General features: G+C 42.6%; 7 protein-coding genes. 2 read left to right on the forward strand and 5 right to left on the reverse strand.

The annotated features are described in order from the left end of the window. Positions 1-28: 28 nt before the first annotated feature. The 4 genes from B4K26_RS02170 to dnaQ all read right to left on the reverse strand — a co-directional run bounded on the left by B4K26_RS02170 (position 29) and on the right by dnaQ (position 5,658). Positions 29-877, reverse strand: a complete 849-nt coding sequence (locus B4K26_RS02170) for an RnfABCDGE type electron transport complex subunit B (protein ID WP_296243250.1) — start codon at positions 875-877, stop codon at positions 29-31. Positions 878-994: 117 nt separating this feature from the next. Continuing rightward, positions 995-2,038: an NAD(+) diphosphatase gene (nudC, locus tag B4K26_RS02175; protein ID WP_296243251.1), complete on the reverse strand. Its 1,044-nt coding sequence runs from the start codon at positions 2,036-2,038 to the stop codon at positions 995-997. Between the two features lie 110 nt (positions 2,039-2,148). After that, complete coding sequence (locus tag B4K26_RS02180; RefSeq protein ID WP_296243252.1) at positions 2,149-3,831, reverse strand: hypothetical protein; 1,683 nt, start codon at positions 3,829-3,831, stop codon at positions 2,149-2,151. A 180-nt stretch (positions 3,832-4,011) separates the two neighbouring features. Beyond that, complete coding sequence (gene dnaQ / locus B4K26_RS02185; protein ID WP_296243253.1) at positions 4,012-5,658, reverse strand: DNA polymerase III subunit epsilon; 1,647 nt, start codon at positions 5,656-5,658, stop codon at positions 4,012-4,014. Positions 5,659-5,951: 293 nt separating this feature from the next. On the opposite strand from dnaQ, the gene B4K26_RS02190 reads away from it, so the two are divergent. Then, positions 5,952-6,509 carry a hypothetical protein gene (locus B4K26_RS02190; protein ID WP_296243254.1) on the forward strand — a complete coding sequence of 186 codons (558 nt, stop codon included), beginning with the start codon at positions 5,952-5,954 and terminating at the stop codon, positions 6,507-6,509. 67 nt (positions 6,510-6,576) lie between these two features. Further along, a complete protein-coding gene (locus tag B4K26_RS02195) occupies positions 6,577-6,882 on the forward strand; it encodes a hypothetical protein (protein WP_296243256.1) in 306 nt (101 codons plus the stop codon). Between the two features lie 172 nt (positions 6,883-7,054). Here B4K26_RS02195 and B4K26_RS12835 read toward each other — a convergent pair whose 3' ends face one another. Beyond that, positions 7,055-7,516 carry a YkvA family protein gene (locus B4K26_RS12835; protein WP_409521371.1) on the reverse strand — a complete coding sequence of 154 codons (462 nt, stop codon included), beginning with the start codon at positions 7,514-7,516 and terminating at the stop codon, positions 7,055-7,057. Positions 7,517-7,586: the final 70 nt, after the last annotated feature.

Below are 7,586 nucleotides of genomic sequence, written 5' to 3' on the forward strand. Positions count from 1 at the left end.
GTTAGTTATTCAAAATAGAGGTTAACTATTAAAGTTGCGCAAGTTCCGCTTGTAATGATTCAAGCTCCATCTGCTTGCTCGCGTTGGGACGTACACTGAGCTGTTTTTCTAGCTTTTTAATTTTACTACGGAGCTTTGCGGCGGCAATGGTATTTTTTGCTTGTTCTTCGCTGATGTTTAACGACTGACTAACAGCATTATTTAGTTTAGCTTGTACCATGCTAACCACGGGTTTGCTATTACTGCTATCGGCAAGTTGTTCACTAACGCGTCTTAAATGAGTATGATAGCGTTGGCGCAAATCGTCTTGTTCAAGGGTGCGCTCAGCTGCCGACAGCGTGCGCTCAACAGTGACCAAATCAATGCAATCAACGGGACAGGGCGCGATACATAGCTCACAGCCCGTGCATAAATCCGTAAAAATAGTATGCATGTGCTTGCCCGTACCGACAATAGCGTCAACAGGGCAAGCAGGGATACACTTGGTGCAGCCAATACAATCATCTTCTCGAATCACGGCGCGTACCTCGGTAGGCCGTGCAGAGGTTGTATCTATCGGCCACTGCGAAGGCGCAGCCGTCAGTAATGGCTCGCTGCTATCGATATCGGGGATATGAGCGATAGCATCCGTTACAGGCTGACCGCCGGGCACACATTTATTATAAGGCTCATCGTCGACAACAATTGCTACGGCATACGGCAAGCATCCATCGGCATGGTCGCAAAGCCCGCATTGGGTTTGTGGCAGGCAGGCGTCAATGCGCGCAATCGTTGCTTGGGTAGCAGCAGGCAATCTCTCTATATTCAAGCTATCGAACAATATAGGAAGATTGATAAGACGGATATTATTACTGTCTTTACTCATGGTGCTTTGCATTTAATATAAAACCTTATTATCTCTTCTAGTCGCTCTGAATGCTGATCTGATATTAGAATAAATAGGGTAATAGCTATATTTATAAAAGATATCTTGCCTTTATAAATTAAACAGCAATTAAAGTGTGATGCCTTGTTCATGGGCAATTTGCGCAATCAGCTCATAAGCAATACTGCCTTTAAACGGTATTTTGGGTAAATTTGTTAGGTCAAAAAAATCCGCGTGTGACAGCTCATCTTCTTGTATCACGATTTCACCACCTGCATACGACGCTCGAAAACCAAGCATTAAATTAGACGGAAACGGCCAAGGCTGACTGCTGACATAGCGAATATCGGTAAGGCTGATATTGACCTCTTCTGCCACTTCGCGTACTACCGCATGCTCTAGACTTTCACCAACCTCTACAAAACCGGCAATCAAACCATACTGTAACGTCTGATTAGATGTTTTTTGTTGTCCATAACGGTGATGATGCGCCAATAAAATTTGCATCACGCCCGTTTGTGGGTTCGGACGAGTAATAGCGGTGATAATGCATGGCTGCACACGTGGATAATGGCGTAAGCAGCAAACAGGACAAACCATTGCGCGCTCACCGCAGGTGGCGGCGATGACTGGGGTAGCACAGCGGCTACAAAACTGCGTATCTGTTTGCCAGCGCAACAGCTGAATGGCTTGGCTAAGTTGGCCAGATAGGGCAACTGGTAAATGAGTGATAAGCAGACGATAGGCAATAAAGGCGCAGGCGTCAGTTTCTAGACTACTTTCTAAATGACTATTTTCTAACCCATCACTTTCTAAAATTTTAGGCGAAGTAACATTATGAGCTTTTGCATAATCATAAGTAATGGCAATGGCAGCTTGTGCGGTAAAATCATTAGCAGTAAATGAATTGGCAGTTTTAATTCTAAAATCAGCCAGACGATCTGCATCTTTACTATTAATGCTACTGCTATTGTCATTAGGTAACCAGTGAGCTGGCGCTAAGCTTTCAAGTAGCGTTACTCGGCTAACTTGATAGGCTGGCTGAGCGTCACTAGCACTTAACGCTGTGATGTCGATATCCGACTGTGGTAATTGAACCTGCACAGGCCACCAACCGTTAGGCGTTTGACGGCATAAAACCGTTTCGTCATTGAGGATAAAGGCATTGGTCATAAAGCAAGTTTCCAAACAGTCAAAGACAGACTCATATCCGCTGTACGAGTCTGTTTAAAATAAGTGGTTAAATGATGGCTAAATAAGCAAGCTACCTGATACTCTAGCAATTAAGCAGCGAGCAGTTGGCTTAAGCTTTGTTGTCCGACATCTAGCGCCTGTTTACTCACGGGACGATTGTTCTCAAAGCCATCTAAGTGGTGGTCAACCGCCATAATGACATCAGCAATATAAGCCAAAGTGCTGTCATCTAGGCGTGCGCCACTGTTAATACGCTGCTGCAAATAACTCGCTAATTGGCTAAGCATACTCGCAGGCGTGGGCAATTGTAAAAAGCGCACTGCACCCCCTACTTGGCGCAGCATTTCAGGAATATTTTGAATATTCAATACATCTCGCTCAGGTTCAGCCAAATAGTCCGTGATGGCTTGTTCGGCACTGGCAATAGCCGTGCGGCTTTCTTGTATCAAGGTGTCGTAAGCAGTATTCAGCTGATGTAGTGAGATATGTGGATTATTCAAAGGTAAGTAGATGGCACCTGGGGTGTGCATTTCTGCCATCGCGATAGTCGCGTTTTCAGCATGCATCAACGCCAATAATAAGTGATCAAAATCTTCTGGAGTAGGCGTACGCCATTTACTCACGGCATCTGCTGCAGCGTTCAGACTGTTTGCAGCATTTGCCAATCCTAATAACTGAAAAGCTGACCGCAATTCGGTAAGCTGCTCAGTGATTTGAGAGGTTTGCATATCGACAGGATTAATAGAATCACCGCGCGCGTAGCTATCGACATTCTCTTTAATAGTATTGATTTGCGCTTGAATAATCGTATTTAACGTATCGGTTAAAGCACGATTAGGACCAAATAAGAAGCGCTCCATTTGTTCACGCTGTGAATCTTCTAATTGATTGGCAGCATAGAGATCACGCAGCGTTTTTGCCTCTTCGGTGTCACGTTGGCAAGCAAAACTGACTAAGTTTGCAAAACGCGAGTCCATAACCGGCAGATAGCTTTGAAACTGCTGCTCTAAGTAAATAAGGGTGTGTTTTTGGCTCAAATTTAACGGTAAGATGTTGGCGATATCAGCAACGGCAGCCTTAGCTGCCTGCCAAAACAAACTATTGGTATTTGCTGCTATCAAGGCGCAAGCTGCCGACATCGCATCGAGTTTTTGCTGCTCATCTTGGTTCACCTTGCCGTCTTGATTTAGCAAAGCAACGCCAAGTCCACTACGATAAGCGTAAGTTAATAATTCGCTATCAAGATTGAGCTCGCTAAGCGGTTGAAAATTGTTTTCAGGGTTGGCAATAATGACGCTACTATGACCAAACGCTGCAAAATAATCGGCAGCGATAGGTGCTTCGTGACTGTGAGCGTTGAGTTTATTAATAATAGGTAGCAGTAAAGTTGGCTCTACCGATTCAGTCAGTAATACAAACTCCACGTAACGATCAAGCGTCATTATGGCTTCTGATAAATCCATAATCAAAGCGTTATTATTATTATCGCCACTGTCATAAAGTTTTTGTAAACCATGAACAATTGCTGTATTTAGCGCTTCTGCACCTACCAAAGCAATCAGCTCAAAAATACAAGACAGCTGTTTTAATACAATAATAGAGTCTAACAATAAAGGCGCTTGGCTATCATCATCATTAAATTCGCCCAAATGAATTTCGGTATCTTTTAAAATGACGTTAATTTCATCGTGCAATAAATGCAGTGATGGTAGGTTAAAATCAGTCACACTCAAGGTTGGGGCGGTCAATTTCATTTGTGTAGAAGGGTTCATAGTTATTTTTTTCCATGACGTACTGATGAAAATAGCAAGGGTTTAGATCACAATGTAAAAATGTATATCAATAAAGTTTTAACGCTTATCGGCATAATCAGCAAGATTAACTTACTCAACGGTCAGTATAAGACGTTATGTCAATATAAAAAACCATTTTAATGACTTTTGCTTCACTAGCTACATTTTCGCCTTGAGTTCAGGATAATCTTCGGCAAGTGCAGTATACCAGCTTTGATTGGCGCTCTCGTTACTACTCGATTCAAGCAGTAAAGCGGCCAAATCGGCAAAGTTTGCATGAGCAGTGTGTCCGCCATCAGCTTGGGTATCTTCCTCAATAGCCAGCGTGACCTGTCCACCGGTCATTGCCAAATAAACTTCTGCTAAAATCTCAGAGTCAAGTAATGCCCCGTGGAAAGTACGGTCTTGTTTACCGACATCTAAGCGGCGAACGAGGGCATCGAGGGTGTTTTTTTGCCCAGGATATTGCTGTTTGGCCATCATCAACGAGTCGGTCACTTTTACACGCTCGGCAAAGTCGTGCATGCCAACTTTGGCAAACTCCATATTTAAGAAGTTCATATCAAAGGTGGCGTTATGAGCGATGATTTCTGCACCATCCATAAAGTCATACAATACCTGAGCCACTTGATCGAAGGTTGGCTTATCGGTTAAAAACGTTTCAGAGATACCATGAATGCGAATAACTTCCTCATCCATTCCGCGCTGTGGGTTGATATAGACGTGGAGCTTTTCGCCTGTAAATTTACGCCCAACCATCTCTACTATACCGACCTCGATAATTCGGTCGCCCTTCATTGGATCAAGACCGGTGGTCTCCGTATCCATAATGAGCTGGCGGTCAGATTCATGGCGATGGATAGGTTTGGGTAGTAGCGGTATAAAATGCGGATTGGCACGGCTGGTGTCACCATCAAATTTTGGCGAGTCAGTTTCTGTGTGGTTTTCTGACTGGTTTTCTAAGTTGGCTGCTATTTCAGTATCCATATTCAAATCTATCTCTGACATATCGGTATTTCTCATGGGTTTGCTAGCATGATGCTGAGGTTGGATTTCATATGGTGGGCAGTTTTCTTCGACTAAAACATCATTATTTATTATTTCGTCGTACTGACTACCGTCTTTTGAAAAGTTGTTTTCTGCTGCCTCGCTTTCTAATTCTGTCTCAAGTTCATCATCCAGCATGTTAAAGCCTAACGGATCAAATTTTAGCCAATCGTCGCCCGAATTCAGTTTTTTATCAGTCGTTAATAGGTCTTTTTTTTTAGAAAAATCTCGCGAGTTAGCCGTGGTTAAATTCTCACTACTAGATGTCACACCCAAATTCGCCAGCTCGTCTGCTTTTTCATTGCCTGCGTGCCCCGCATGACCTTTGACCCAATGCCATTCAACATCGTGCTGCTGGCAAAGCTCATCCAGTCGCTGCCACAGATCTTGGTTGGCGACGGATTTTTTACTGGCCGTTTTCCAACCGCGTTTTTTCCAACCTTCAATCCACTCAGTGATGCCCTTTTTGACATAGCTTGAATCTGTCCAAATCTCGACGGTTTGCTCACGAGGACTGTGGGTTAATGCTTGGATCGCACCCATCAGCTCCATGCGGTTATTGGTGGTTTCTTTATCACCGCCATATAAGTCCTGCGTGCGCCCGTCACTAAATATCAGGTGTGCGCCCCAGCCACCAGCGCCCGGATTACCTTTACAGGCACCGTCCGTATAAGCAACCGTCGTATTTGCTTTAGCGGCGAGCGGATTATTTGCATTGATAGTACTAAATGACTGCGCTAACGTAGGATTTTCTGACATAAAAATGTATTGACCTAATAAATGATAAACTTGGAGCGAAGAGGTTTTCTAGCGTTATTTTTACGCAGACTAGCACCGCTTATTTTAAGGTTGAGTATAACAAATCTAACCTAGCTATGGGTGGCTGCCATGCATAAAATCGTAAAGGCGCAGATGATAATAATAACGCTGTGGTTTTCTGTTAAAATGGCTGCGATTGTAGTGTGATGGCAAGATTTGATTAGTTTCTTTGATGATTTTTAATAGTTACACACTCAATATCAGTTTTTTATGTCCAAATGTAGGATAACCCTATGATGTCCGTACGCCCAAACGTGTTTTATAAGAAATTGACGGCTTTAATGGTCACTATTACAGCAAGTAGCGCGCTGTTTTTGAGTGCGTGTGATGATAGCAATACTCAATCGAATACTAATACGGTTGAAACGAAAACAGATTTATCAGTATTTGAAGGCTGCTACACCGTAAGTCATGATGAGCCTGCGCAAATAAAGGTAAGTCAACAGGGCGGCGCTTGGGTCATGCAAATGAAAGAGCCGGCAAGTAGCGGGCGTGTTTGGGATGACGCTGAACCGTTAGAAGTGATTAAAAATAGCGATATTCCAACATTTTTCTCTATTGATCCTGATAATGTCGATGCGGTCATTGGTCGTCCGGATAGAGTACTGGTGCTGGCGCATGTGAAACCTGTTTATGCCAATATTGATCCGCTACTCGACAGTGAGTATCTGTCTTATATTTATCGCGGCGCCAATACCATCTATCGCGTGGAATGTGATGACGTTAATACAGATATTTTAGCCAATCCTCATGCCAATATCGTCATTGACAACGTTAATGAGCGCAATTGATTGGCAGTGATAGACCAGTATTACGCATCATTTTTGATAATTAACCATCGCAGCAGAGTTAGGTAATATGAATTTTTTTAGTTATGTGGTGTTGGGTGGGTTTTGTTATGCAGCTGGCTGGGCAGTAAGAACCTATATCCTCGATAAACAGCCTAAACCTGAACAGCCTTATAACCTCAAGCATCCAACTATCTTGGGATATCTTGGGGCATTTTTTATTATCATGATGATAGTGTCGTGGCTGATTGGCCGCTATTTGCTCGGCCATGCCACGATTGATTTGCCATTTATTATTGTCAATAGTCTCGTCGGTACCTTTGTTTATTCATTTGGACTCAATCCCGAAAAACCCAACTATGGAGTACCTGACTAATAGCTGTTTGTTAATAGCTGTTTGTAAAGTTAGACAATTAGGCTTACTGAATCAAAGGCATACACTACAACGTTTTGGTCTTATATTCAGTCTCTGAATTTATGATAAAGCTGGTTTCATAAAAAGGCACGGTCAAAGAATATCATTGACCGTGTCTTTTTAATGGCTGTTATTACTTGCCAGAACCTTTGTCTTCTTTCTTTAGGCTCTTATTTTTATCTTCTAGCTTTTTATCGCTAGGCTTTGTCTCTTCTTTAGCAGCGGTCTGCTTATCTTTCCAAGTTTTGTACGTCTTTAAATCTTTTTCCATCAATTTGAGACAAAATTTCAACACTAATACGTCATCGATATAACCGATAAACGGAATAAAGTCAGGAATAATGTCGATAGGGTTTAGGACGTAAAGCAGCCCAACTACAGCCGCTGAAATGGTTTTATAAGGAATATTGCGATAGTTGCCTTGGTAATAATCTTTAACCAAGCTCATCATTAAAAGTAAGTCCTTGGCATAGCTTTCAAGGCCTTGACCTTTTTCGAGTTGGTCGTTTAGCTTGTCTTCTTTACCCAAGAGAACTTTAATACTATCCATCAGGCTTTTATTGTCTTTTTCTTTGGTTTTCTCTTTATCGCCCATCGTTGTATTCCTTTTATAGTATTGAGTATGTATTAGTAGTTAACATTTATGGTTAATGGTTAATGGTTAA

Origin of the sequence: Psychrobacter sp. UBA6766 (genome assembly GCF_002453355.1) — a bacterium.
Taxonomy (GTDB): Bacteria; Pseudomonadota; Gammaproteobacteria; order Pseudomonadales; family Moraxellaceae; genus Psychrobacter.